Annotated in this window: 19 protein-coding genes, 1 tRNA gene and 2 pseudogenes; 9 read left to right on the forward strand and 13 right to left on the reverse strand. The window is 64.2% G+C overall.

The window, feature by feature from the left end; translation table 11 throughout:
- Positions 1 to 38 precede the first annotated feature (38 nt).
- The 6 genes and pseudogenes from AC0L16_RS24645 to AC0L16_RS24670 all read left to right on the forward strand — a co-directional run.
- Complete coding sequence (locus tag AC0L16_RS24645) at positions 39 to 1,472, forward strand: NAD(P)-binding domain-containing protein (RefSeq protein ID WP_473623833.1); 1,434 nt, start codon at positions 39 to 41, stop codon at positions 1,470 to 1,472.
- Positions 1,469 to 2,701: an arsenite efflux MFS transporter ArsK gene (gene arsK / locus AC0L16_RS24650; protein ID WP_473623835.1), complete on the forward strand. Its 1,233-nt coding sequence runs from the start codon at positions 1,469 to 1,471 to the stop codon at positions 2,699 to 2,701. The genes AC0L16_RS24645 and arsK overlap by 4 nt, the downstream gene beginning before the upstream one ends.
- Positions 2,702 to 2,806: 105 nt before the next feature.
- On the forward strand, positions 2,807 to 4,306 hold the full coding sequence (locus tag AC0L16_RS24655) for a helicase HerA domain-containing protein (protein WP_473623836.1): 1,500 nt from the start codon (positions 2,807 to 2,809) through the stop codon (positions 4,304 to 4,306).
- Between the two features lie 311 nt (positions 4,307 to 4,617).
- Complete coding sequence (gene ampH / locus AC0L16_RS24660; protein WP_473623837.1) at positions 4,618 to 5,742, forward strand: D-alanyl-D-alanine-carboxypeptidase/endopeptidase AmpH; 1,125 nt, start codon at positions 4,618 to 4,620, stop codon at positions 5,740 to 5,742.
- Between the two features lie 142 nt (positions 5,743 to 5,884).
- A pseudogene (locus AC0L16_RS24665) lies at positions 5,885 to 6,169 on the forward strand (ATP-binding protein); the annotation flags it as partial.
- A gap of 54 nt (positions 6,170 to 6,223) precedes the next feature.
- Positions 6,224 to 6,423: pseudogene (locus AC0L16_RS24670) on the forward strand (EamA family transporter); the annotation flags it as partial.
- 43 nt (positions 6,424 to 6,466) lie between these two features.
- On the opposite strand, the gene AC0L16_RS24675 reads toward AC0L16_RS24670, so the two are convergent.
- The 10 genes from AC0L16_RS24675 to AC0L16_RS24720 form a co-directional block, all read right to left on the reverse strand.
- Complete coding sequence (locus AC0L16_RS24675; RefSeq protein WP_244602857.1) at positions 6,467 to 7,144, reverse strand: methyltransferase family protein; 678 nt, start codon at positions 7,142 to 7,144, stop codon at positions 6,467 to 6,469.
- 186 nt (positions 7,145 to 7,330) lie between these two features.
- Positions 7,331 to 9,352, reverse strand: a complete 2,022-nt coding sequence (locus AC0L16_RS24680) for a hypothetical protein (RefSeq protein ID WP_473623839.1) — start codon at positions 9,350 to 9,352, stop codon at positions 7,331 to 7,333.
- A gap of 372 nt (positions 9,353 to 9,724) precedes the next feature.
- Positions 9,725 to 10,903 carry a hypothetical protein gene (locus tag AC0L16_RS24685; RefSeq protein ID WP_473623840.1) on the reverse strand — a complete coding sequence of 393 codons (1,179 nt, stop codon included), beginning with the start codon at positions 10,901 to 10,903 and terminating at the stop codon, positions 9,725 to 9,727.
- Between the two features lie 27 nt (positions 10,904 to 10,930).
- Positions 10,931 to 11,536, reverse strand: coding sequence for a helix-turn-helix transcriptional regulator (locus tag AC0L16_RS24690; RefSeq protein WP_473623841.1), 606 nt, complete (start codon positions 11,534 to 11,536; stop codon positions 10,931 to 10,933).
- Between the two features lie 107 nt (positions 11,537 to 11,643).
- The gene (locus AC0L16_RS24695) at positions 11,644 to 11,967 is read right to left on the reverse strand and encodes a hypothetical protein (RefSeq protein WP_473623843.1); all 324 of its coding nucleotides are present in this window, start codon (positions 11,965 to 11,967) and stop codon (positions 11,644 to 11,646) included.
- A 153-nt stretch (positions 11,968 to 12,120) separates the two neighbouring features.
- On the reverse strand, positions 12,121 to 13,101 hold the full coding sequence (locus tag AC0L16_RS24700) for an ABC transporter permease (protein WP_473623844.1): 981 nt from the start codon (positions 13,099 to 13,101) through the stop codon (positions 12,121 to 12,123).
- Positions 13,102 to 13,369: 268 nt separating this feature from the next.
- Positions 13,370 to 14,341, reverse strand: a complete 972-nt coding sequence (locus AC0L16_RS24705; protein WP_473623846.1) for an ABC transporter permease — start codon at positions 14,339 to 14,341, stop codon at positions 13,370 to 13,372.
- Positions 14,338 to 15,876, reverse strand: a complete 1,539-nt coding sequence (locus AC0L16_RS24710) for a sugar ABC transporter ATP-binding protein (protein WP_473623847.1) — start codon at positions 15,874 to 15,876, stop codon at positions 14,338 to 14,340. The genes AC0L16_RS24705 and AC0L16_RS24710 overlap by 4 nt, the downstream gene beginning before the upstream one ends.
- A 237-nt stretch (positions 15,877 to 16,113) precedes the next feature.
- Positions 16,114 to 17,148 carry an ABC transporter substrate-binding protein gene (locus AC0L16_RS24715; RefSeq protein WP_473623849.1) on the reverse strand — a complete coding sequence of 345 codons (1,035 nt, stop codon included), beginning with the start codon at positions 17,146 to 17,148 and terminating at the stop codon, positions 16,114 to 16,116.
- Positions 17,149 to 17,220: 72 nt separating this feature from the next.
- Complete coding sequence (locus tag AC0L16_RS24720) at positions 17,221 to 18,135, reverse strand: sugar phosphate isomerase/epimerase family protein (protein ID WP_473623850.1); 915 nt, start codon at positions 18,133 to 18,135, stop codon at positions 17,221 to 17,223.
- Between AC0L16_RS24720 and AC0L16_RS24725 the strand changes: the two genes are divergently transcribed.
- Positions 18,134 to 18,418 carry a hypothetical protein gene (locus AC0L16_RS24725; RefSeq protein ID WP_473623851.1) on the forward strand — a complete coding sequence of 95 codons (285 nt, stop codon included), beginning with the start codon at positions 18,134 to 18,136 and terminating at the stop codon, positions 18,416 to 18,418. The two genes, AC0L16_RS24720 and AC0L16_RS24725, sit on opposite strands and share 2 nt — an antisense overlap.
- A 39-nt stretch (positions 18,419 to 18,457) precedes the next feature.
- On the opposite strand, the gene AC0L16_RS24730 is transcribed toward AC0L16_RS24725, so the two are convergent.
- On the reverse strand, positions 18,458 to 19,240 hold the full coding sequence (locus AC0L16_RS24730; protein ID WP_473623853.1) for an SDR family oxidoreductase: 783 nt from the start codon (positions 19,238 to 19,240) through the stop codon (positions 18,458 to 18,460).
- Positions 19,241 to 19,778: 538 nt separating this feature from the next.
- Positions 19,779 to 19,854, reverse strand: a tRNA-Ala gene (locus AC0L16_RS24735).
- Between the two features lie 161 nt (positions 19,855 to 20,015).
- Between AC0L16_RS24735 and AC0L16_RS24740 the strand changes: the two genes are divergently transcribed.
- Together AC0L16_RS24740 and AC0L16_RS24745 are read left to right on the forward strand one after the other, a co-directional pair.
- The gene (locus AC0L16_RS24740; RefSeq protein WP_023800489.1) at positions 20,016 to 20,306 is read left to right on the forward strand and encodes a YggT family protein; all 291 of its coding nucleotides are present in this window, start codon (positions 20,016 to 20,018) and stop codon (positions 20,304 to 20,306) included.
- A 10-nt stretch (positions 20,307 to 20,316) separates the two neighbouring features.
- Complete coding sequence (locus AC0L16_RS24745) at positions 20,317 to 20,646, forward strand: DUF167 family protein (RefSeq protein WP_473623854.1); 330 nt, start codon at positions 20,317 to 20,319, stop codon at positions 20,644 to 20,646.
- 71 nt (positions 20,647 to 20,717) lie between these two features.
- On the opposite strand, the gene AC0L16_RS24750 is transcribed toward AC0L16_RS24745, so the two are convergent.
- Positions 20,718 to 22,772 (reverse strand): M3 family metallopeptidase, encoded by a 2,055-nt coding sequence (locus AC0L16_RS24750; protein WP_473623856.1) that lies wholly within the window; start codon positions 22,770 to 22,772, stop codon positions 20,718 to 20,720.
- Between the last annotated feature and the right edge of the window lie 14 nt (positions 22,773 to 22,786).

Below are 22,786 nucleotides of genomic sequence, written 5' to 3' on the forward strand. Positions count from 1 at the left end.
CAGTATTTCCATAGTCCTAGAAACATAGAAGGTGTGCCATGGTTTCTGAAAACGATCTCCCGGTCGCCATCATCGGCGGCGGACCTGTCGGTCTGGCGGCGGCCGCCCAACTTGTCAGCCGCGGCCTTCCGGTCAAAGTTTACGAGGCCGGTTCCGCGGTTGGGTCGAACCTTCTCGACTGGGGCCATGTGCGGGTTTTCACGCCGTGGCGCTATTGTGTCGATGCGGTCGCCCGAAAACGTCTCGAGAGCCACGGCTGGCAAATGCCGGAGCCCGAGGCGTTCCCCACGGCGGATGAAATCGTCTCCCAGTACCTCGCGCCGCTCGCAAAACTTTCCGAACTGGCGCCGTCGATCGAGACCAATGCCCGTGTTGTCGCCATTTCCCGGTGGGGGGCCGACAAGGTTCTGAGCAAGGCGCGGGAGACGCGGCCGTTCATGCTGCTGGTCGAAACGGCGAAAGGCAAGCGCCGGGACAGCGCCCGTGCCGTGATCGATGCGTCCGGCACCTGGCAGACGCCGAACCCGCTTGGCGCGGGCGGCCTGCCGGCCGAAGGCGAGAGGGAATTTGGCGACCGCATCGCCTACGGCATACCGGATGTCCTGGGACGCGACCGTCATCTCTATGCAGGCCGCACGACATTGGTTGTGGGCGCCGGCCATTCCGCCGCCAACGCCTTGCTGGAACTGGACAGGCTCGCGCAAACCGAACCCGGCACCTCGGCACTATGGGTGACGCGCAGCACCGACCTTGTCCGCATCTATGGCGGCGGGGATGCCGACGCCCTGCCGGCGCGCGGCGAGCTTGGTTCCGATGTCCGGCACCTCGCCGAGAGCGGCCGTGTGCGGCTAGTGACCGGCTTTGCCACGGTTGCCATTCGCGAGGTCGACGGCCGCCTGGTGGTCGAAGGCCAGACAAAGGACGGATTGCGTACGCTCGGACCCGTCGACCGGATCATCGCCGCGACCGGGCAGCGCCCCGATCTCGCCTTGACCCGCGAGCTTCGGCTGGACCTTGATCCGTGGCTTGAAGGCGTCAAGGCGCTCGGACCGCTCATCGATCCCAATGAACATTCCTGCGGCGATGTCCCTCCGCATGGTCATCGCGAGATCAGCCACCCTGAGCCCGATTTCTACACGGTCGGCGTCAAAAGCTATGGCCGGGCTCCGACATTCCTGCTGCTGACCGGCTATGAGCAGGTCCGCTCGGTCGCCGCGGCGCTCGCCGGCGACATGGCTGCCGCCGATGCCGTGCAGCTGGTGTTGCCCAAAACCGGCGTCTGCACGGTGCCGGCGTCACTTTCAGGCACGTCATCTCAGGGTTGCTGCGGCGGAGCCGCGTCGGATGCTGCCGATGCCTGCTGTGTCGACGATGCCAAGGCAAAGGCGAGCGGCAAGTCAGGCTGCGGCTGCGGCAGCACGCAAGCGATCGCAGCAGTGGGCAGCGACGATCTCGAGATCGCCGCTCAATGAGCGACCGGAAAATCCCGGCTGCCGCACTCTGGGCGTTGGGGCTGACGCAGATCATCGGCTACGGCACGCTCTATTACAGTTTTGGCATCCTGGTGCCGTCGATCGCGCTTGAGCTCGCCTGGCCGGAACAATGGGTTTTCGGCGCCCTGTCGGCGTCGCTGCTGGCGGGTGGCCTTTTTGCGCCGACAGCCGGGCGCTGGGCCGATCGATTCGGCGCCGGCCGGGTGATGACCTTTGGCTCCCTTGCGGCCGCAGCAGCGCTTGTCGTTTGCGCGATAGCACCAGGCCGGGTGAGCTTCGTGGCGGCGCTGATGGCGATGGAACTGGCGTCCGCCTTCGTGCTCTACAGTGCCGCGTTCGTCGCGATTGTCCAGATCGGCGGAGCTAGTGCGCAGCGCAGCATCACCCATCTGACGCTGATCGCCGGCTTCGCCTCCACCCTGTTCTGGCCGCTGACGGCGGCACTGCACGAATACCTGACCTGGCGCGAGGTCTATCTGGTCTTTGCCGTCATCAATGTCGCCATCTGCCTGCCCATCCATGCCTGGCTGGCACGACTGTCACGCCGGGCGGACAAAAGCGCTTCGGCGACAGCTGCGGCGATCGGCCCGGCGGGCGGACCGGTTGCCTTCACCGCGCGCGACCGCAGCAGAGTGTTTCTGCTCATGCTTGGCGGCTTCGCCATCGAGGGCTTTGTGCTGTCATCGATCCTCGTTCACATGGTGCCGCTGACGACGGCGCTCGGGCTTGGCTCCGCCGGGCTCGTCGTCACCACGCTTTTCGGCCCGTCCCAGGTGGCAAGCCGGTTGATGAACATGCTGTTCGGCGGCCGGCTGGCACAGACCTGGCTCGCGGTGATCGGCGCGACCTTGTTGCCGCTCGGCCTCGTCGTGCTGCTGGGGACGACACCATCGGTGGCCGGAGCCATCGCATTCGTTATCCTGTTTGGATTGGGCTCGGGCCTTGCCAGCATCGTCGGCGGCACGCTGCCGCTGGAGCTGTTCGGACGGGAGCGTTACGGCGCCCGGCTCGGCTGGGTGACGGCCGCGCGTCAGTTTTCTTCAGCGCTTGCGCCGTTTGCCCTAGCCATGGCGATGGCAGGCATCGGCGTCCAACCATCGCTCTGGTTGACCGCTGCGGTCGGCATGCTCGGCATACTGGCTTTCTCGGCAATCATCCTGATCAGGCGCCAGCCTCTCGCGCCCGTGATGCTTACGTCAGCGAACTGACGCCGCGCCCAGCGTCCAGTTGTGCGCAACGCCGTGCCCCCGGCCATCGGCGCTCGACGGGCTGTGATGCGGTTGATAAGCCCTCTCCTCAAGGAGAGTCGAGACATGACCGTTGCGATCGAGATGGGCCACACGACGGCGGGCGCCCCGGCGGCACTGGATCTTGAGGAGCTGCTGGCGACGCGCCTTTTGGTGCAGGGCAATTCGGGCTCCGGCAAATCGCATCTGCTGCGCCGGCTGCTGGAGCAGAGTGCGCCCTGGGTGCAGCAGACCATCATCGACCCCGAAGGCGATTTCGTCTCGCTGGGCGACCGGTTCGGCCATTTGGTCATCGATGCCGAGGAGCATACCGAGCGCGGCCTGCAGAGCGCCGGCGAGCGGGCGCGCATCCACCGCGTCTCCACGGTGCTCAATCTCGAGGGGCTCGACGCCGAGAACCAGATGCGCCGCGCCGCCGCCTTTCTCGGCGGGCTGTTCGAGGTCGCCCGCGACCACTGGTACCCGATGCTGGTGGTGGTCGACGAGGCGCAGCTATTCGCGCCGGCAGTGGCCGGCGAGGTTTCCGACGAGGCGCGCAAACTCTCGCTCGGCGCCATGACCAATTTGATGTGCCGTGGCCGCAAACGCGGGCTGGCCGGCATCATCGCCACCCAGCGGCTGGCCAAGCTTGCGAAGAACGTCGCCGCCGAGGCTTCCAATTTCCTCATGGGCCGGACCTTTCTCGATATCGACATGGCGCGCGCCGCCGACCTTTTGGGCATGGAGCGGCGGCAGGCGGAGGCGTTTCGCGACTTGGAGCGTGGGCAATTCATGGCGCTCGGCCCGGCGCTGTCGCGCCGTCCGCTGGGCTTGCGCATCGGCCCGACCGACACAAGTCCGCGCAACGGCACCCCGCGGCTGATGCCGCTGCCGGAAGCCGCGCTTGAGGACGCACGCGCGATCATCCTGGCAGCCCCGCCGCCGGAAACTGTTCGGCCGCAGCGCCGGTCGTCGCCGGACCTGCTCGATCAGCTGATGGCGGCAAAGTCGGCGGCGCTCGAAATCCGCCCCGAAGCGGCGGCGCCGCCGATCAGCGCCGAGGATTTGGCGGAACGGCGTGAGCGGGTGGACCGTGTCCTGCGCGCCGTGCTGGCGCAGCCCGACGCGGGGTTCCGTGTCATCGGCGTGCTCTATCAGGAATTCGTGGTCCGCTGCCGCATAGAAGGTCTCGCCTCGGTCGTGCCGGACCTGCCCGCCTTCCGCCGCATGCTGACGCGCGCCCGCGCCGGCCTCGGCTCCGACATGGCCGGCGATGACGCGTGGCAGGATGTCTCGGCGCGCGCCTCCCTGCTGCCCGAGGATATGCAGGGCGTGTTCATGATGATCGCCCGCGCGGCGAAAGAGGGCTGGCCCTGCCCGAGCGACGCGGCGATCGCCCGCGCCTACGGCTCGCACTCGCTACGCCGCGCCCGGCGCCTGCTGACCTATATCGAGGAGCAGGGCCTCATCGTCTGCCAGCTTGACGGTCTCGGCCGGCGGGTCGTGACGCTCGTCGAACTGGCCTGGGCAACGGCACCGGGCGACCCCAACGCCGAGGAGGCGGAGCAGGGCAGTTTGGCTGTGTGAGGCGGCGGCCGAGCGCGCAAGGGGAATGCCACGCATCAAGGCGATGTATGACTAAGCGGCAGGTACAGCGGCGAGTCTTTTAAAGATCAGCCCCGATCAACTGTCGAAGGACAAGAAATACGGCAGGACTGTAGCGCAAATACGCCGAAACTACGCTATCGCCGCCGATTACCCTCTTCGGTTCATTCTGTTGACATCTCCTGCTTCTGGAGAGATGGTAAGATACTACGCGGCGGCCCTTTTTCCGAAGTTTTTACTCTGCAGCTTTATCAAAGGAGTTGGCAATGCGTTTGTCTCCATCGCGCCGACTTATGGCCATCGCTTTGACGGCAATCGCAGCCGTTCCCTCTTATGGACATGCCGAGGACAAGCTGCTGACGGAAGCGGTGCAGTTCAACGGTACGATCCTGTATCTCTCCACCAAGGTGCCTGGCCTGATCTTCGGCGTCGTGCGCAACGGCGAGACGGCCTTGGCCGGTTTCGGCAAGATTGCCGACGGGAGTGAAAAAGTGCCCGACGGCGACACAATGTTCCGCATCGCGTCCGTGAGCAAAGTGTTCTGCGGGAGTGTGCTTTCCTCGCTGGCGATCGACGGCAAGGTACAACTCACCGACCGGCTGCAGGATCGCCTTGGCTGGGACGTCACACTCCCTGAGAAGGATGGCCGCGCCCTCCGCCTGATCGATCTCGTCGCGCAAGCTTCCGGCCTTCCGCGGGAGGTGCCAGTGGCCGAGGCGCCCCCCTCCGACCCCTTCTCTACGAACACCAAAGAGGCGCAGATTGCCGCTCTCAAGGACAATCCGCTGCTGTTCGCGCCGGGCACCGCCGTTCGCTATTCGAACTTCGGATACGACCTCCTCGGAGCGGCGCTCGCGAATGTCTCGGGAAAGCCTTATGCCGAGGTCCTTCGGGAGCGTGTCCTCGATCCCCTCGGCATGAAAGACACGGTTTTCAACCCAAGACCGGAGGACGAGCCGCGCCTGATGCAGGGCCATAACTTCGACGGCAGCGCCATGCCCATCGTGTCGACGAGCACGGCCATGGAGTGCGCCGGTGGATTGTACTCGACCGCGAACGACCTGCTGCGCTGGATGAACTGGCATGTCGACAACAAGCCTTCCGCGGCCGACGCCGAGTTCCGCCTCGTGAACCACGCGGCTTTTTTGTACCGGGACGGGCTCGCGTCGGTGGTGGGGCTGGATGACGGCGGCCCGATGGACGCCATGGGTCTCGGATGGGTCATCATGCTCCCCAACGAGCATCGCCCGCTCATCCTCCAGAAGAGCGGCGGCCTGCAAGGGATGTTTCTCTATGTTGCGATTGCACCGACACGCGGCGTCGGCGCTTTCTTCGTCATGAACGAATTCAATGCCGCCGGCTTCATGGCTGGGGTCAGGACGACGAACGATCTCGTCGCAGAGATCGCTCCACGCTGATTTTCGCGCTGATTAGGGGGAACGTGCGCGATGATTAACGCTGTTAAGGGGCCTGACGGACGGCATGTTTCGCGGCAAGGCAAGCGCGGCATCGGCTATTTCCGGCCGACCGCTTAGCTATCCCCTCCTGGGGACGACCTGCGCCTCGCTGCTGCCCGAGGATATGCAAGGTGTGTTCATGATGATCGCCCGCGCGGCCAAGGAAGGCTGGCCCTGCCCCAGCGACGCGGCGATGGCCCGCGCCTATGGTTCGCACTCGCTGCGCCGCGCCCGGCGCCTGCTGACCTATATCGAGGAGCAGGGGCTGATCGTATGCCAGCTTGACGGGGTCGGGAGGCGGACAGTGACGCTGGTGGAATTGGCCTGGGCGACGGCGCCGGGGGATCCTAATGCGGAGGAGGTGGCGCAGGGGAGCTTGGCTGTGTGAGGGCTGATGCAGTTTGGGCGAAAGCTGACGTCGCTCAAAAATCAGCAAAGCGCCGCTGCAGGTGCGTCGTGGATTTGCTATTTCCGTGCGCTTCAATTGGGAGATGCGGCACGCGTTGCCCCTATCGACAAACTGAGCGTCGTGCTCGTGGCGATGTTCGGAGTGACATTCCTCAAGGAGCACTCGTCGTTGTCGAATTGGGTAGGTGTTATATTGATCGCACAGGCGCGGTTCTAGTGGGTTACAAAGGCTAAATGGTAGGCAAGTTGGCGACGGCGGATTGCCTCGACCTTGGGATTAGAATAGCCAGAAATAGGTTGGCAGATAACCGATCACCTGGAGGTATTCGATGCCTTCGATGGCTGGAAAGACCGCGAGAAAATAGAGAGCATCGAAGAATGTGCTTCTTAGCGCTTTCGTGGAGAACGTGTGCTGATGCTCGTCGTGATAAAGCCATAGTTTGGGCCAGAACCGTGGTGTTCTGGCCGCATACGCCTCGTATTTCGGGCCAAACTTTCCCAGAAGAAACGCCTCTTCCTTTCTGGCGGTCATCCCGAAAACCGCGTAGGTGCACACTCCGAGAACGACGGCAACGATGATCGACCCGAACATGAGGCCGATGCCGAATGCTCCAATCATCGAAAACAGATACAGGGGATTGCGAGTGATCGAGTATGGCCCGTTTACCGCCAACTCGGTGTTCTTCCGGCCCCCGACATATAGGATGCTCCACAATCTTCCGAATATGCAGACGAGGATCAGGACAAAGCCTGTCATCTCGATAAGTTCATGAAGGGTCGATGCTTCGTCCCAGCCTGGTCGAGAGAACAACAGCGATCCGATCGCCGCGATGCTCAAGCCCTGGACGACAAGAAGTCTCTTTCGCTGATTGAAAGGTTGCGGGGCAATTGAAGCGGACATCATGGTTCCTTTGACAGAGGCTTTTTTGGCGCTCGCGCCAAGCATCCGGTTCATTTTCGGGAGAGGCGCCGCAAGTTTAGGGCCAATGACCGCGGAGCAAGCGGCGCCGGCCCATGCGGCCCTATTCCTTATTATTGATCAGAACTTCACGAGCCGTGCTGCGCTTGTAGCGCTTGCGGGTGACTCCTTCCAGCCGATGGGGCAAGGGCGCGGCCAGGGAGACCGCGCCCCGCCCGCGCGTCAGACGAAGAAGAAATCGGAGGCATTGATCAGCGCGGAGTCGAAATTGGCGATCTCTACGGTTCCCTCCGCGAAGCTCAGCACGGTCGAATGTCCGTCCTGCGTGACGGCGACGTCCTCGAAGCTCTCGACGCCCGTATAGGTCGCGATCTCGATGCGATCGGCGCCGTTCTCGAAGCCCCGGATCAGGTCACTGCCGAAAGGTATCAGGTCGAAGACAAAGACGTCCTCGGCGCCGGCCTCGCCAAAGAGGGTGTCGTCGTCCGCGCCGCCGGACATCCGCGCGCCGTCGCCGCCGGCCCGGAGCCGGTCATCGCCTTCACCGCCCTTGATCTCGTCGAAGCCATCGCCGCCGCAGAGCCGGTCGTTACCCTCGCCACCCGCGAGTTCGTCATCGCCCGCACCGCCCTGAATGCTGTCGCGACCCTCGTCGCCATCGATCTCGTCGTCGCCCTCGTCGCCGAACAGCCGGTCGTGCCCCTCCTCGCCGGAGATCTCGTCATCGCCGGCGCCGCCATATGCACGATCGTTGCCGTCGCCGGCCTCGAACTGGTCGTCACCGCCGCTACCACGGATCACGTCGTTGCCGTCGAGCGCGATGAGCTGATCGTCCTCGTCCGTTCCGACGAGCCGATCCTGGCCGTCAGTGCCGACCAGGCGGCTGATGCCAGTCGCCTCGACCAAGGCCTTGACTGTCTCGCCGCTGAGCGGCGCATCGCTGACGGCAACGAAAGCATCGTCGAAGTCGCCGTCGAAGTCCTCGGTGCTGGCCAGGCCATCCTCGAAGCTCACCACCTCGACCCCGGCGAGGCCGTCGTCGATATCGCTTGCAAGGGCGTTCTCGCCAGCCACGGGGTTCAGGAAATTGAAGCCGTCGCGGTTGCCGACCGAGTGGAATGCCCGGATCGGCAGCAGGTTGCCGTCGGCATCGGTGACGACCGGCGCCACCCGGTCGTAGATGGTGGCCGGGCCAGGCGTGTAGGTCGTCGCGTCGTCGCCGTCGTAAACGTCGGCGACATCGCCCGAGGTGAAGTCGCGGAAGAAGAGGCCGCCGTCTGCGTAGTTCTCGAGCTCGAGGCCGAGTTCCTCGACATCCGGGATGAGGAACAGGCCGAGCGACTGCCCGGCCGCGACTGCCATCGTCGCCTGGGCGCCCGCCTTCACGTCCTCGGTGTCGGCGAAGAGGATGCGCGCCTCGCCAATTTCGCCCGTCGCGGTGTCGAAAGTATAGGCGCCGATCGCGCCGTTGGTGCTCGCGTCCTCGCTGATGAAGGTGATGGTCTTGGCAGCGCCGTCTCCCGCGAAGGCGAGCTCCGTCGGATCGACGGGGGCGGAAACGTCGACCTCACGCCTGTTCTTGATCTCGATGACGAGCTCAGGCTCATCCTCCGAGAGCACCACCTCCTCCTCCAACACCAGGCCGATGCCGGGCGCGAAGTACTTGTAGGCGCCCACGCCGGGCTCCAGGCCGGAAGTGTCGAGGATCTTGACGACACCGTCAAAAGAGCCGAAGTCGGTCTCGACGGTGAGGCCGGTCGCGATCACCTCGCCTTCATCCTCCGCCACTCCGGCGTAGAATTCCTGAAAATAGCTGTCGCCCGGCATCGGTGCTGCGCGCATGATCCAGCCCGGCGCGGCGCCGTCGACGCCTGCCTCCCACGATCCGCCGAAGTCGGTCCTGATGAACTCGCCCTCGTCGTTGTAGTTGTAGTTCGTCGCGATCTCGCCCAGATACCAGACATTGCCGTCATCGGCCTGCGCGTACCAGTCGAGCGTGTCCTCGACGAGAACGCCGTCGGCATAGGCCGTATCGCGGACGACGACCGTCTCGACGCCCTCGATGATCTTCGTCTCGAACGTGGCGAAGTGATCGTTGCGCTCCGTCTCCTCCTCGCCGGTCTCGGGATCGATAAGCGCGGCGCCGTAGCTATTGATGGTGCCTCCGGGCAGCGGGAAGAACGTGTTGTCGATATTCGTGGAAGTGCCGAACGTGGCGGCGGCGAAGTCGGGTAAAATGGCCATGGGAATGTCCTCCGAGGTGGATCGCGTCGCGGGCGCGTCCGCGGCCGGACGCTCGCCGCAGTCCCCAGCATGGCTTGGCTCCCGCCTCAAGGGAATCCTGCACGCGTGACGGGTAAAAAGACTCAGCCTTTCAAAGCCCTAGACGGCACATCCTACGGATGTGAGTGCCCTGCCGGCGGCAGTTAGCATGACAGCTTTTCCCGGTCACGGACTGCAGTCGAGTATCTGAGGGCGTGAAGCCTTGAAGCTGGCCGGCGGCGGACCAAAACGAGGGAGGGCAATTTTGGTGTTCACGGGCTTCTTCAAGGGACGCCTTGGCCATCATGCGTGAACGCAATTGGGGCCCTTATCTCCGTGCCGACGTGCGGCAGTCTACCTGCCGAACTCCACACCTCCGTTGAAATCGAACACCGCACGCACGCTGAGAATGTGAGCGTTTTCGTGATCCGCATTCCGCGCGAACGTATAGGCGGCGGCGAGTTGCCATTTTGATCCAACGAACGGCGTATTGTCGTCGGACGAATATATGACCTCGAAATCAGCTAGGTAATCGCGGATATCCGGACCTCCGGCGACCAGGTTCGTCTGCTCCGTGTAGGTCGCGATATAGGTTAAGGAGTCTACGTCGAGCGCGGCGGAGCCCGTGACGACCAGGGCATCGTCCTGGCGGCCGTCAAAATGCCGAAGATAGGACATTTCGCCCAGCAGCCTGAGCGTCATTTCGTCCAGTTCGAAACTCTTGGTCGCGGCGGCGAGGTAGGCAAGTTCGTCACCAAGCTTAACGTCGTCTTCGATGTCCTCCTCGGTAGGATGCCCAGCCCTCTGATACCGAAAGCCGAACCTGTAGCCAAATTCGCCGTCCAAATAGCAATCGGCTGTTTCCGAACCTTCGCAGCCATCAAGAGTTACCGAGAACGACGACACGCCCTTTGTGTTGCCCGCGCCGCCATCCGACAGGCTGGCCCGGCCCCGGTTGGTAAAGAGCGACTCGCTGAGGATCGTGCGATCGGTTGTGAATGCAGTCGCTGCCAAAGCATGGTTCAACCCGAGGTTTTCGAAGCGGAGGACAATTTCGCCGCCTAGACGTTCGTCGGCGTCGAAATCCGACACCAGTTCCGTGGCATTGATCCCTGGCGCGACTTCGCTGGCGAGACTGAAGATCGTATCGAATTTTCCGGCCCGCGTGGTAGCGGGACCTGCCTCGATCACGGTATACAGTTCGGCTACGTAGGTGCCAATTCCTTCAAGAACCGTATTCTCGCCGGGCGCCGAGTCCATCACCGGCTCGGTGATGATGGAAGTCTCCAGTTGCAGATAGTCCGTCGGCGCGAAAAGCAAATCGGCTGTGAGTGTCGGTTGAAGCACGTCGGACGTCAGGAATGACGGATCGGCCGCAAAAATCCAGTCGTTTTGAAGTTCCGTAGATAGTTCGTAACTGACACAGGGCGCCGCGCAGCCCTCGACCAGCTCCGCTACTGGATCTTCGGCCAGTACTGGAGTTGAGAATACAAGCAACCCCAGGCCGGTGAGAACTGAGGCAAGAAAGCGCACGGCCGTGACCCTGGAGCTAGCTTCGCGCTACGCCCGGCGCGATGCGGCTGGCCGGCTCGACATCTCGGGACGAGCAAGGCCGTTGCGATCCCCCAAGGAGTTCGACGGCACCGGCGGCAGAAGCAACTCCTCGAGGAAATAGGCAGAGAGCGCCGCTCGGCCCGAGAGCTCAGCCTTGTGGTAGAGCGCAGTCGCTTGCTGGCGAATGGTCGCTTCACTTGCTCCCCGGATTCGCGCGATCTCCTTGTGGCTGAAGCCCTTGAGCAGCAGGAGCCCGACCTCCTGCTCCGCCTGGGTGCAACCCCAAGCCGCAAACTGGCGCTGGATGGCGGCGCCGAGTTCCTGGAAATGGTCATCCAGGCCGGCCCGCCACTGCGTGTCGCGCTCACGGATTCGCGCAATCTCATCGCGCATGTCGAAGCTTTCCGCTTCCTGCTCCCGCAGGCGCGAGGACAGGAGCGCAACGCAGGCCGAGCAGCCTACGAGAAGTGCAATGCCCGCCGCTTCCGTCAACAGCTCGGTGAGGGTCACCACCTCATCCTCCCTCACCGCCTCCATGCCGAGCAGGAGGGCGAAGGCCCCCACCGCACCCGCAATCAGGATCTGCCGGCCGCGTCCCTTGGTCCAGTCCATGGTCTGTCTCCGAAGCTCGAGTGGCGGCTGCGCGCCCTTGGCTCGCCATGTCGCCGCCATTTTGCGCCTGCCAGCCGCAACGTGCAACAGATGGGCGCGGGCGTCGGTCACGTGATGATGAAAAGGTCATCGGCGCCGAGCAACGCGATCCCGCCAGCGTGATCTCCACGCTCCCGGTCACCCCGCGTCGCCCCGGACCCGAAATCATTATTCGTGTCGAGCGCGGCGCCATCGAAGCGCGCCACCAAATCCGCAAGCGTAGGGAAATCGCCCTCTCCGGCCGTGGCGGAAAACCGGAAGGTGTTGGTTCCTTCTACGCCACCGCCCACGAGCAGGTCGTCCTGACAGCGGGCCGGCGTCAGCGGAAGTCCGTAATTGGCGGCGCAAAGCGGACATTTATCCAGCTTCCACCGAATGACTGCTCCCGGCAACCACGACCCTCAGCGTGGTCGCTTGGGATGTCGGCTCTCAGGAAGCGGCAATTCTGATCACAATGCCCGACATCGGGGCGCAAAGCTGTCATGCACGGCTCCGTTTGCGAGAGTCTGCTTCGGGTCAAAGCAGCTGCTCGCGTCAATCCTCCGCTACCGATCCTCAATAATCCGCAGATAAGCCGCCGTCACAAACAGCACGATCAGCCCGAACAGTATCCGCCGCGCGCCTTCTGGCATCTGCAGGATGGTCAGCAGCGTCGTCAGCACGGTGAGGATCAGGGCTCCGATGATGGTGCCGGTGTAGCCGCCGCGGCCGCCGAAGATCGAGGTTCCGCCGATCACCGCGGCTGCCACCGAGGGCAGCACCAGCGGTTCGGCCAGCGACAGCGACGGCGCCTTGATCAGGCCGATATAGAGCAGCCCGGTAATGCCGGCGAGCACGCTCGAGATCATGTAGAGGGCTGTTATGACCTGCCAGTAGCGGACGCCGGACAGGCGTGCCGCCCCTTCATTGTCGCCGACTGCGTAAAGCAGGCGGCCAAAGCCGGTGCGGTTCAAGGTGAAGACGATGACGACGGCGATGGGCACGAACAGCAGCAGCGCGTTGGGCACGCCATAGGTGAGGCCGGTGCCGAGCCAGGCCAGGAAGGGCGGAATCTTGGCGCCCGAAGCGATGACGGTGCGCTGGTAGACCTGCAGGCAGCCGGTGCCGATCAGGCTGGTGCCGAGCGTCATGATCAGCGGGTGCACGCGAAAGACGCCGACGCCGATGCCGTTGACCAGGCCGATCAACACCGCCGGCACCAATGCGATGAGAATCGCCACCGCCGGGTCATGATTGACGACCTGCGTCGCCATGATGAAGGCGCTCATCGTCGCCACGGTTCCGACCGACAGATCGATGCCGCCGGTCAGCATGGTCATGGTCTGGCAGCCGGCCAGAATCGCCAGCGGTATGGCGAACTTGACCGTGTTGGCGAGCCAGCGCTCGTTGACGATGCCGGGGCGCAGGATCTGCAGGACCACCACCAGGATGACGAGCAGGATGATCAGGGGAATCAGCGGCCGGTCGGCCATGAAACGCTTGAGCCGGCGGCCGAAGGGGGTAGGTTGGATCGCGGTTATGCTCATGGGATTGCTCGCGATTGGTTTTGCGCGATGCCGGGAGAGGATGACGCTCTACGGCACCCCCCTCTGTCCTGCCGGACATCTCCCCCACGGGTGGGGAGATTGGCAGCTTCGGCGCCTCGCTTATTCTTGGAACGCCGACAATTGGCGAAAACCGTCGCGCCGTCCAATCTCCCCCCACGTGGGGGAGACGCCAAGTGGTGGCAAAGAGGGCAGGACAGAGGGGGGTGCCGTGGAGCGCCGACTCCATAAACCACTGTCACGCCATTGCTCATGATTGCCGGCTCCGCATGGTGATGAAGGCGCCGAACATGACGACGGCGACCATGATCGCGCCCTCGATGATTGCGGTGACATTGGGGTCGATGGCGAGCAGCGTCAGGTCGGTGCGCACCAGCCGCAGCACGAAGACCGCGACGATCGGGCCTAGCAGGCCGCCCTTGCCGCCGCCAAGTGCTACGCCGCCGAGCACGACCGCCGCCACGCTGGCGAGAAGATAGGGGCCGGGAATGGGGGCGCCGATGCCTGTGCTCATGGTCAGGGCAAGCCCGCCCATGGCAGCGAAAAGCCCCGACAGGGAATAGGCGATGATCCTGGTGCGCGCGACCGGCACGCCGCTGCGAAACGCCGCGAGCTCGCTGCTGCCGATGGCGTAGATCGACAGGCCGAGTTTTGAGCGCTTGAGCGGTATCCAGATGATGCAAAGGCAGACGACAAGAAGCACCAGCGCCTTCGGTATCCAGGCAGAGATTTCTGGCAAGCCCGGGATCGAGACGGTGCCGACGATGGTCGCCCTTAGCCATTCGGCCACCGCGCCGCCGGGCGCACCGAGGACCAACAGCGCCGCGCCCTGCAGGACGAACAGGGTGGCCAGCGTGACGACGATATCGGGCACGCGAGTGACGACGATCAGCATGCCGTTGACGGCGCCCAGCACCAGCCCCATCGCCAGCACGAACGGAACGACAAAAAGCGCGTATTCCTCGCTGGCGCCGTCCATCATCGAGGCGGCGGTGACGCTGGTCAGCGCCATCATGGCGCCGACGGAAAGATCGATGCCGCCGGCGATGACGACAATCGTCTGGGCGGCCACGGCAAAGGCGTAAGGCAGCACCGCGCGCACCAGCGAGCCGAAATCGCCGCTGCCATAGCCCGGCTGGATGAGCCTGGTGATCACCAGCAGGACCACGAACAGGACAAGCAGACCGGCGACCCAGCCCTGACGGCGGACGAGGCGGGTCAAGGTTTCGCCACCGGGCTCGAGTGGATATCGGCAAGAATGCCGACGTCCACCTTGGCGCCGCGCGGCAAGCCATAGGCGGCGCGCATCAGTGCCGGCTCGTCGGCGAGTTCGACGGGGAAGACATCGACGACGCGTCCCCCAAAGATGACGATGACGCGATCGCAGACACGCTGCACCTCCTCGAGCTCGGATGTATAGAACAGCACCGACTTGCCCTGGTCGGCGAGTTCGCGCAGCAGCTTATAAATCTCCTGCTTGGTGCCGACATCGATGCCGCGCGTCGGGTCGAAGCAGAGTATGGTCTGTGCTTGAGCGGCGATCCAGCGGGCGATCGTCACCTTCTGCTGGTTGCCGCCGGACAGGCGCTGCACCTCGCGCTGGGCGCGCGTGTCGATCTGCAGACGCTCGATCGCATTGACAACCCTTGAGCGTTCCTGCGCCATGTTGATCGGTCCCCAGTTGCGCAAGGCGGCGCTGAACGGGAGCGCGATGTTTTCGCGCACCGAGCGCTGCATGGTCAGCGCTTCGGTGCGGTCGCCGGGCACATAGGCGATGCCGGCGCGGATCGCATCCGCCGGATGTGCGAATTTCACCGGCTGTCCGTCGACTTCGATGGTGCCGCCGGACGGCCGGATGGAGCCGGCGAGCGCGGCAAATAGCTCGTCCTGTCCTTGCCCCTCAAGCGCGACCACGCCCGCGACCTCGCCGTTCGCCAGGTCGAACGAGACGTCGTTGAGCTTGGTGCCGACACGAAGGTTCGCCACGCCAAGGCGCGGACGGCTATCCCCAGGCGAAGCGGGCTGGCTCGCCTGGCGCGACGCCACTCGCGTTTTCTCGATCTTTGCGCCGAGCATCATCTCGACGATGCGCTCCTCGACGCCCGGCTCGATGTCGACGACGCCGACGGTCTCGCCGTCGCGAAGCACAGTGGCACGGTCGCAAAGCGCCGATATCTCGACAAAACGGTGGGAAATGAAGATCACCGAACGGCCGCTGTCGCCCTGGCGTCGAACGACCTCAAGCACTTTTTCGGCAAGGTTTGCCGGCAATGCTGCGGTCATCTCGTCGAGCAGCAGAACGTCGGGCTCGACCGCCAGCGCGCGCGCCAGATCGAGCACACGCAGCACGGCAAGCGGGATGTCGCGCGCGACGTCGCGTATGTCGAGGTCGGGAATGCCGAGTTCGCGCACCCAGGCGCGGAACGGCTCGACCGGCGTGCCGGTCAGGCGAAGGTTGGAGGCGACGTCGAGATCGGGGATCAGCGACGGTTCCTGGTAGACGGGAAGCAGGCCGGCGCGGCGCGCATCGGCGGGCGAGCGCACGTCGCGCGTCTCGCCGCGGATCAGGATATGCCCGGCATCGGCGCGGATGGCGCCGGTCAGGATTTTGACCAGCGTCGATTTGCCGGCGCCATTGGCGCCCATCAGGGCGTGTACCTCGCCCGGCAGAACCGACAGCGACGCGTTCCGCAACGCCACCACGGCGCCGTAGGTCTTCACGATGCCGGTGGCGTCCAGGAGGGGGTTGGCGGTCAAATCGCGATGCTCTCGTTCCCGAAACTCTATTGCTGGCGCTCTACGGCGCCCCCCTCTGTCCTGCCGGACATCTCCCCCTCAAGGGGGGAGAATGGGCAATTGTGGCGCTGGCCCTCGTCTTGCAACCTTGAAAATTGGCGAAAGCCGAGGTGACAGCCAATCTCCCCCCTCGTGGGGGAGATGTCCGGCAGGACAGAGGGGGGCGCCGTAGAGCGCCAGTCAACTCAAGCCAGCGAATTACTCGCCCGGGCCCTTGCAGGCGATGATCTGCTCCTTGGTGTAGGTGGTCCACTCCGGGATGGAGATCGAGACCGGCCATTCCGGGCTTAGTGATGGATCGGCGACGCTTTTCAGCTTGGCCTTGCCCTCCGCGGTGGCGTTCTCCCACAGCTGCGGCTCGACCAGCACGGTCTGCTCCGCCGGCTTCTTGCCGTTCAGGATCTGAAGCGCCAAGGTCACGCCGGCGCCGCCGATCGAGCCGGGATTTGTCACCGCCGCGCCGACGAGGCCTTCGACCGAATTCAGCTGGCCGACGAAGCCGGCATTGTCGGCGCCGACCACCGGCACCAGCGGCGTCTGCGACTCGACCAGCGCGTCGACGATCACATTGTCGATGCCCGAGGTCCAGATGCCGTTGAACGGCGAACCGGTGGCGATGAAATCGAGGATCTGCTGCTTGCCCTGATCCTGCTGCCAGCCGGTGAAGACCTCGTGCACGACCTTGACGTCGGGGAATTCGGCAAGCGCCTTCTTAAAACCCTTGTCGCGGTCGCTGTCGGCCGAGGCGCCGGCGGCGCCACGCATATAGACGACGTCGCCCTTGCCGCCGATCTGCTGGAACAGCCATTTGGCGCCGAGATAGGCGTACTGTTCCTGGTTGTTGGAGATGATGTAGGCCGAAGGCTCGGTGACCGCCTGGTCGACGGCGACGACGACGATGCCGGCCTTGGTGGCTTCCTCGAGCGCTGACTTGATGCCGGCCGGATCGGCCGGGTTGACGACGATGGCGTTGACCTTGGCGCTGATCAGGTTGCGGATGTCCTCGAGCTGGCCGGCGGCGTCGGTGTTGCGATGGGCGATGTTGAGCTTGGTGACCTCGCCGGAGGCAAGCGCCTGCGCCTTGATGGCGCAGATCATCTCCTCGCGCCAGCCATTGCCCTGCACCGTGTTGGAGACGCCGATCGTGTATTTGGCTTCAGCCGACGAGACGCCCACCGAAGCCAGAAACGCCGCGCCGGCAAGCAGCGGGACCATTGCCAAAAAATTTGTCATTTCAGTCTTCCTCCACATTGTTTTCAGTTCAGTACGAAAAAGGGGGTTTTCAGTTCAGTTCGAAAATGGGGCTCATTTCACGAAGGGGCGCAGCACGTCGCGGGCGAGCAGAAAGCCGCGCTTGACCTCGTCGTCGCTCCCCTCAAATCGCCGGTCCTCGTGCTCGATGATGATCGGTCCGTCGTAGCCGGCGCGGTAGAGGCCGGAGAAGATCACATTCCAGTCGACATCGCCAAGCCCCGGCATGCATGGCACCTGCCAGCCCATGCCGGCCGAGAGGATGCCGCGCTCGTAAAGTCCATCATGATCGATCATCAGGTCCTTGGCATGGACATGCAGCATGTACGGGCCGAATTCCCTGATGAAGCGGGCCTGGTCGACCATCTGCCAGACCAGGTGCGACGGGTCGAAATTCATGCCGACGTCGCCGCCCCACGCCTCGAGGATGCGGCGCCAGATATGGGGCGAATAGGCGATGTTGTGGCCGCCCGGCCATTCGTCATAGCTGAAGATCATCGGGCAGTTCTCAAAGGCCAGCTTGACGCCGTTGTCGCGCGCATGGGCGATGATAGCGGGCCAGACCTTGATTGCCTCTTGCCAGTTGGCGTCGATGGTTTTTGCAGCGTCGCCGCCGCAGAAGGTGTTGACGACAGGCACGCCCATATGGCTTGCCAGCACGATCAGCTTCTTCAAATGATCGATGACGGCCTTGCGGTGGGCGGCATCGGGATGCAGCGGATTGGGATAAAAGCCGAGGCCGGAGATCGACAGGTTCTCTTCCGCCAGTGCTGCGGTGATTTCCTTGGCCTGCGAGGCCGAGGTCGAGGCGGCGTCGACATGGCTGGTGCCGGCATAGCGCCGGGCCGCACCCGGGGATTTCGGCCAGCAGGCGATCTCGAGCGCCTCGAAGCCGGCAGAACTTGCCCAGTCGGCGACCTCGCCAAGCGGGGTGTCGGCAAACGGTGCGGTGAGCAGTCCGAGCTTCATGTGGCCCTCCCGTGGTTCACGACCGGCCTACTATGCCGATTGTGCGGGCCGCTTCAACCGTGTGGCCGCCGGCAATGCGAAAACCTGTCTGACGAACGCCATCGGATCGTCGCAGAGCAAGCCATCGTGGGAAATCATCATTGGCGGCGATCCGGTCCGCCAGGCCATTCCCGCGCCGCCGGCAAAGCAGCGGCGGAAGACGCCGACGCCGATCTGGGCGATGCCCGGCGGCCAGCGGCCGTCCGGTCGCAGGACGGCTTTTGCAAGGCGGGAAGCCGGCTAAGCAGTGCCGGACCTGGCGTTTCGGGCGATGTGAAAGCCGTCACCGGTTCGCCCCGACGACCCATTGCTCCTGGTCGATCAGCGCGCCGGTCATCGGCCCGGAGGCGTCGGAGAGCAGGAAGACGGCGAGGTTGGCCACCTCGTCGGTCGCCAGCAGGCGCCCGAAAGGCTGCGATGCATTGGCGGCGTCGATCCAGCCCGGACCATGCCCCAGCGTCTCGGCCTGCATGATGCGTTCGGCCGGCGTGTCGGTCCAGCCGACATTGATACCGTTGACTCGGATGCGGTCGAAACGGTGCGCGTTGGCGGCGTTGCGGGTCAGCGTCGCGAGTGCGCCCTTGGTGGCCGAATAGACGGCGAGTTCGGGCGAGCCGCAATGCGCGTTGATCGACAGGATGTTGACGATGGCGCCGCCCTGACCTTGCTTGCGCATCTGCCTGATGGCCGCCTGCATCAGAAAGAACGGCGCCCGCGCATTGACGGCGAACAGCGCCGCCCAGTCGTCAAAATCGGCATCGAGGAATGAGGCGCGGTTGGTCAGGCCGGCGGCGTTGACCAAGGCATCGATACGTCCGAAGCGACTGATACATTCGTCAATCAGCCGCGCCGGCGCCGTGGTATCTGCCAGATCGGCGGCGACGAATGCGGTTGGCGTGCCGGCCTGGGAGAGCGACGTCGCCACTTCGCTGCCACGCATGGGCTCGCGGCCGGTGACCAGCAGGCCGCCGGCACCAGAACGCACCAGCGCCTCGGCGATCGCCCTGCCAATGCCTTGCGTCGCACCGGTGACCAGCACCACCTTGCCTTCCAACCGAACCTCCATTCCTCCTCCCGGAACAAGGTTTCCAATTTTCACAGATATGGACGTCAGCAGATCAACCATGCGCTCGAAGCGATGTCGAGGCCATTGTCGATGCGGCGAGCGAGCCTGCGAGGCGCCGACCATGCCATGTGAGAAAATGCAGATTGGCGTTCGGCCGCTGCAAAGATGCGGCTGATTTGGGCATCTGACAACGGCATGACTCCCCCAGACGGGCCCAGACGGGGCGCCAGCCCACTCCGGCAACGACCTGATTTAGCTCTTGTGGGGCGATTTCGGTCGAGCTAAATGTGGGCTGGGCTTAGGGGTTTGAAGTGACGGACATCATCACATTCGTGGTTGCTGGCGCGTGGGCGGCAGTTGGATTTGGCGTGATCTGGTACGTCAGAACGAGACCGCCAATCCCTGAAGGTCACGAGGATCCCGATCTGAGGGAATGGCTTGATGGCCAGGTTTAAAGCCCCAAGCTCAAAGCCCGCCAGTGCGCGTTCGGGGTGCGCCGGGACATCTATCTTCTTGATTTTACTCGATAAATTTCCGCTGGTGGAGCTGAGGAGGATCGAACTCCTGACCTCGTCATTGCGAACGACGCGCTCTCCCAGCTGAGCTACAGCCCCGTCCAGCGGAATGGGCGCATTTATCGGGCGCTGCGGTTTCCTGTCAAGACGGCGTTTTGTCCAAAACCGCACGGCCAGTCACCGGCCGGGCGTGCTGTGGAAGCTGGCTCTTGCCGCCTTCGCCCGCAATGGCTACATGTCGGCAACAATCGGAGACCGGCATGATAGCCCTCATTCAGACCATTGTCCTGGCGCTTGACATTTATTGGTGGATCATCATCGCTTCGGCGATTTTCTCCTGGCTCTACGCCTTCAACGTCGTCAACTCGCGCAACCAGTTCGTCGATAGCGTCAGCAACATGCTGTTCCGGCTGACCGAGCCGGCGCTGCGGCCGATCCGCCGCTTCCTGCCCGATCTCGGCGGCATCGATATTTCGCCGATCATCCTGCTTTTGATCCTGTTCTTCCTGCGGCAATTCCTGCTCACCACGGTGGCGCCGCTGGTCGTCTGACGGCGGATCCATGACCGGACCGTTTCACCCGCGTAACGACGGCATCGACCTGTTCGTCCGGCTGACGCCGAAAGCGGCGATGGACAGGCTCGAAGGCATCGAGATCTCGGCAGACGGGCGAAGCTACCTGAAGGCGCGCGTCCGCGCCGTGCCGGAAAACGGCGCCGCCAATCAAGCGCTCGAACGGCTGGTCGCCAAGGCGCTGGGAGTGCCGCGATCGGCCGTCTCGGTCGCCGCCGGCGGCACGGCCCGGCTGAAGACGCTACGCGTCCGCGGCGACCCGGCGGCGCTGGCGAGATGCATCGAGGCACTGGGTGGCGGCCCAAGCGCGCCGCGTTAACGTGGCCCACTGCGGGCGCTTTGATCAGACATCGCCCGCCGAGCTTGACGATTGGTCCGTTGGCCCTCGCGCTACACCAGCCCGCGCTTGGCCATCATCGCTTCGGGCGACGGCATCTTGCCGCGGAAGGCGGTGTAGAGCTCTTCCGGATCCTTGGAGCCGCCGGCGGCATAGATGTTTTTCCTGAGCCGCTCGGCCAGCGCCGGATTGAACGGGTCGCCCGTCTCCTCGAAGGCGGCGAAGGCGTCGGCGTCGAGCACCTCCGACCACATGTAGGAATAGTACCCGGCCGAATAGCCGTCGCCGGCAAAGATGTGGCCGAAATGCGGGGTGCGGTGGCGCATGGCGATGGTGTCGGGCATGTTGAGCTTCTCGAGCGTTTCGGCTTCGAAACGAAGCGGCTCGTCCGGCGCATCCGGCCGCGCGTGGTAGGCCATGTCGACCAGTGCCGAGGCGGTGAACTCGACCGTGGCGAAGCCGGCGCCGAAGGTGCGCGCCGCCAGCATCTTGTCGACCAGCGCCTTCGGCATCGGTTTGCCGGTCTTCACGTGCAGCGCATGGTTTTCCAGCACCGCCGGCACCGTCAGCCAGTGCTCGTAGAGTTGCGAGGGCAGTTCGACGAAATCGCGGCTGACCGAGGTGCCCGCGACCGACGGCCAGGTGACTTCGGTCAGCATGCCATGCAGCGCATGACCGAATTCGTGGAACAGGGTTTTGGCCTCATCGACCGACAAAAGTGCTGCCTCGCCCTCCGGCGGCTTGGCGAAATTCATGATGTTGTAGATGACCGGCCTGGAACCATCGCCAAGCTTGTAGCCGGATTTCAGCGCGCTCATCCAGGCGCCGGAGCGCTTTGAGGGCCGCGCGAAATAGTCGGCCAGGAACAGCCCGCGCTCGCTGCCGTCGGCATTTTTCACCACGAAAGCGCGCGCGTCCGGGTGCCAGGTGGCAATGCCTTGCTTCTCCTCGAAGCGGATGCCGAACAATTTTGTCGCCACGTCGAAACAGGCGTCGATGATGCGGTCGAGCTGCAGATAGGGCTTCAGCTCGGCCTCGTCGAAGGCGAATTTCTCGGCGCGCAGCTTCTCCTGATAGAAGCGCCAGTCCCAGGCGGCAAATTCTTCGTTGCTGCCGGCCTCGGCCGCCAGCCGCTGCAACTCGATCTGGTCGCTTGCGGCCTTCTCCACCGCCTTGTCCCAGACCGGGTCGAGCAGCTTATGCACCGCCTCCGGCGTCTTTGCCATGGTGTCGTCAAGCTTCAGCGCGGCGTAGGAAGCGTAGCCGAGCAGCTTCGCCTTTTCGGCGCGCAGACGCAGCATGTCGCGCACCACGGCGGTGTTGTCGGTGGCGCCGCCATTCTGGCCGCGCATGGTGAAGGCGCGGAAGGCGATCTCGCGCAGGTCGCGGCGCTCGGAGAAGGTCGAGAACGGCTCGTAGATCGAGCGCGACAGGGTGACGGCATAGCGGCCCTTCTGGCCGCGCATCTCGGCGGCCTCGGCCATCGCGCTTTTCAGGAATTCCGGCAGGCCGGCAAGGTCGGTCGCGTCGAGGAACAGCGCCCAGTCGCGCTCGTCGGCAAGCAGGTTCTGGCCGAAAATCGTGCCGAGCGACGACAGCTCCTCATTGATCGCCGCCAGCCGTTTCTTGCCCTCGGCGTCGAGCTTGGCGCCGGAGCGGACGAAATTTTTCCAGGTCTTTTCCAGCACCCGCAGCGTTTCAGCATCGAGCTTCAGGGCGTCGCGGCGCTGGTAGAGATCGTCGATGCGGGCAAACAGCCTCTCGTTCATCGAGATCGCCGAGAAATGCCTGGACATCTTTGGCGAGATGTCGCGCTCCAGCGCCTGGATCGCCTCGTTGGTGTGGGCGCCGGCCCGGCACCAGAAGATCGACGAGACATGGTCGAGCGCCTCGCCGCCAAGCTCGAGTGCTGCAAGCGTATTCTCGATGGTCGGGGTCTCGGTATTGCCCGCTATCGTCTCGATCTCGGCCTCATGCACCTCCAATGCCGCATCGAACACCGGAGAAAAATCGCTGTCGCCGATGCGGGTGAAATCGGGCAGGCCGAGCGGCCCGTGCCAGGTGGTCAGCGGATGGGCGGCGAGGTCGACGGCGGACGGCATGGGCAATCTCTCGTTTGGTG

Source organism: Mesorhizobium sp. WSM4848, from assembly GCF_055811375.1.

Excerpts from the sequence above, each read along its gene's own strand:
- AC0L16_RS24645 (WP_473623833.1), top strand. The coding sequence starts at position 39 with ATGGTTTCTGAAAACGATCTCCCGGTCGCCATCATCGGCGGCGGACCT.
- arsK (WP_473623835.1), top strand. The coding sequence starts at position 1,469 with ATGAGCGACCGGAAAATCCCGGCTGCCGCACTCTGGGCGTTGGGGCTG.
- AC0L16_RS24655 (WP_473623836.1), top strand. The coding sequence starts at position 2,807 with ATGACCGTTGCGATCGAGATGGGCCACACGACGGCGGGCGCCCCGGCG.
- ampH (WP_473623837.1), top strand. The coding sequence starts at position 4,618 with ATGGCCATCGCTTTGACGGCAATCGCAGCCGTTCCCTCTTATGGACAT.
- AC0L16_RS24675 (WP_244602857.1), bottom strand. The coding sequence starts at position 7,144 with ATGAACCGGATGCTTGGCGCGAGCGCCAAAAAAGCCTCTGTCAAAGGA.
- AC0L16_RS24680 (WP_473623839.1), bottom strand. The coding sequence starts at position 9,352 with ATGGCCATTTTACCCGACTTCGCCGCCGCCACGTTCGGCACTTCCACG.
- AC0L16_RS24690 (WP_473623841.1), bottom strand. The coding sequence starts at position 11,536 with ATGGACTGGACCAAGGGACGCGGCCGGCAGATCCTGATTGCGGGTGCG.
- AC0L16_RS24700 (WP_473623844.1), bottom strand. The coding sequence starts at position 13,101 with ATGAGCATAACCGCGATCCAACCTACCCCCTTCGGCCGCCGGCTCAAG.
- AC0L16_RS24715 (WP_473623849.1), bottom strand. The coding sequence starts at position 17,148 with ATGACAAATTTTTTGGCAATGGTCCCGCTGCTTGCCGGCGCGGCGTTT.
- AC0L16_RS24725 (WP_473623851.1), top strand. The coding sequence starts at position 18,134 with ATGTGGCCCTCCCGTGGTTCACGACCGGCCTACTATGCCGATTGTGCG.
- AC0L16_RS24720 (WP_473623850.1), bottom strand. The coding sequence starts at position 18,135 with ATGAAGCTCGGACTGCTCACCGCACCGTTTGCCGACACCCCGCTTGGC.
- AC0L16_RS24730 (WP_473623853.1), bottom strand. The coding sequence starts at position 19,240 with ATGGAGGTTCGGTTGGAAGGCAAGGTGGTGCTGGTCACCGGTGCGACG.
- AC0L16_RS24740 (WP_023800489.1), top strand. The coding sequence starts at position 20,016 with ATGATAGCCCTCATTCAGACCATTGTCCTGGCGCTTGACATTTATTGG.
- AC0L16_RS24745 (WP_473623854.1), top strand. The coding sequence starts at position 20,317 with ATGACCGGACCGTTTCACCCGCGTAACGACGGCATCGACCTGTTCGTC.